Genomic DNA, 1,582 nt, shown 5'->3' on the forward strand with positions numbered 1-1,582 from the left:
AAGAAAAGTAATCTTTCCCTGGTTGCAGCAGCTTAATGAACACCTGGCCAAACAAATGAATGAAGGAGAAAATGTATTTATTGTAGATTCTATTCCTGTTCCAATCTGTAAAATCGTTCGGGAAAAATCCTCAAGAATATGCAGGGAAAACTTTGATACAGCTCCTGATAAAGGGTATTCCGCAGTGAATAAGACTTGGTATTTTGGATATAAACTTCATCTGGTTACTTCTGTAAAAGGGGTGTTCTACTCCATGGACATCAGTAAAGCAAGCAAACATGACATCCATTATCTGAATGACATAAAGCACTCTAAATTAAATAATTGCGCACTGATTGGTGACAGGGGGTATTTATCCGAAACCAGTCAGTTAGATTTATTCAATACAGTTGAAATTCAGTTAAAGACTCCTATGCGTAATAATCAAAAAGACAAACAACCATTTGAGCCTGTATTCAGGAAATGTAGAAAAAGGATTGAAACCTTATTCGCTCAGCTGTGAGACCAGTTCATGCTTAAAAGAAGTTATGCTAAATCTTTGAAGGGTTTAGCTATGAGAATATTTACCAAACTTGCCGCTGTTACTTGCTTGCAGGCTATCAAAATCAAATACAACAAACCCATTAATCAGCTTGAATATGCACTCGCTTTTTAATCGCACAGCACGTTAACACTATTATATAACTATGACGTTAACTTGATGGAGAAAAACACATTATGATGGTTTGCCTCTTCTTGTTATATTTTGCACTTTTACAAACAATATTATATTTGAATCCCTGTAAAGAGGAAGAGCTACTAATGGTCAGAACTGGTGCAATGAAGTCAACTATTTAAAACTCTTCAAACCTAAGTTATTTTTTATTTAGAGCCGATCGCTTATTATGAAAGCCTTTAATAGAAGAGCACAAATTTGTGTATCAGGTTTCAGGAGTCAAAGGTTAGAGTCAAAAATGTTCTGTAATCCAATGCAGATTTCATTATAACGATAAATTATATTACTAACAAATATGAAGCTATTCTTAACCCTTTGTTTGATAGCAGGTGTATTGCTGAATGCGTCTGCCCAATTATCAGAAAATATCAAAATCACAAATGATAATTATTTACGAGTAAATAGCATAGTCTATTTCCGATTAAAACCTAAAAACGGCTCAGAAAATATATACCTTTTAGATAAAAATAAGCAGAAGCACCCGGTTCAATTTTTGAAAGATGGATTTGCCTGCACTATTATAAGTCTTCGCCCCAGAGAGGTTAAATACCTTAAAGCTATTGAAGAATCAACTGCAGGAACCAAATCGGAAATTTCATTAACAGAAACAGAAGCAAAGTTTATAATTAAAGGTAAACAGGTAATAAGCCTGCAAAACGGCAAAAAAGATTTACCTTCTGGAGTTGATTCTGTATTCCGTCGGGGAGGATATATTTTTCCAATTTTCTCCCCGTCTGGTCTTTCAGTCGCTGATGATTATCCGTTGATTCATAAACATCATCATGGAATTTGGGCTGCATGGACAAAAACAGAGTTTGAGGGACGCCATCCTGATTTTTGGAACATGGGTGATAAAACCGGTACTGT

2 protein-coding genes are annotated in these 1,582 nt (G+C 35.1%); both read left to right on the top strand.

Annotated elements, in window-relative coordinates:
* The coding region (locus ACHFIZ_RS17875) for an IS982 family transposase (RefSeq protein WP_410888331.1) at window positions 1-502 on the top strand (502 nt) is incomplete at its 5' end.
* Between the two features lie 508 nt (window positions 503-1,010).
* Window positions 1,011-1,582: DUF6807 family protein (locus ACHFIZ_RS17880; RefSeq protein ID WP_410888333.1), on the top strand; the 572-nt coding region annotated here is incomplete at its 3' end.

Source organism: Pedobacter sp. JCM 36344 (assembly GCF_046546555.1).
Taxonomy (GTDB): Bacteria; Bacteroidota; Bacteroidia; order Sphingobacteriales; family Sphingobacteriaceae; genus Pedobacter.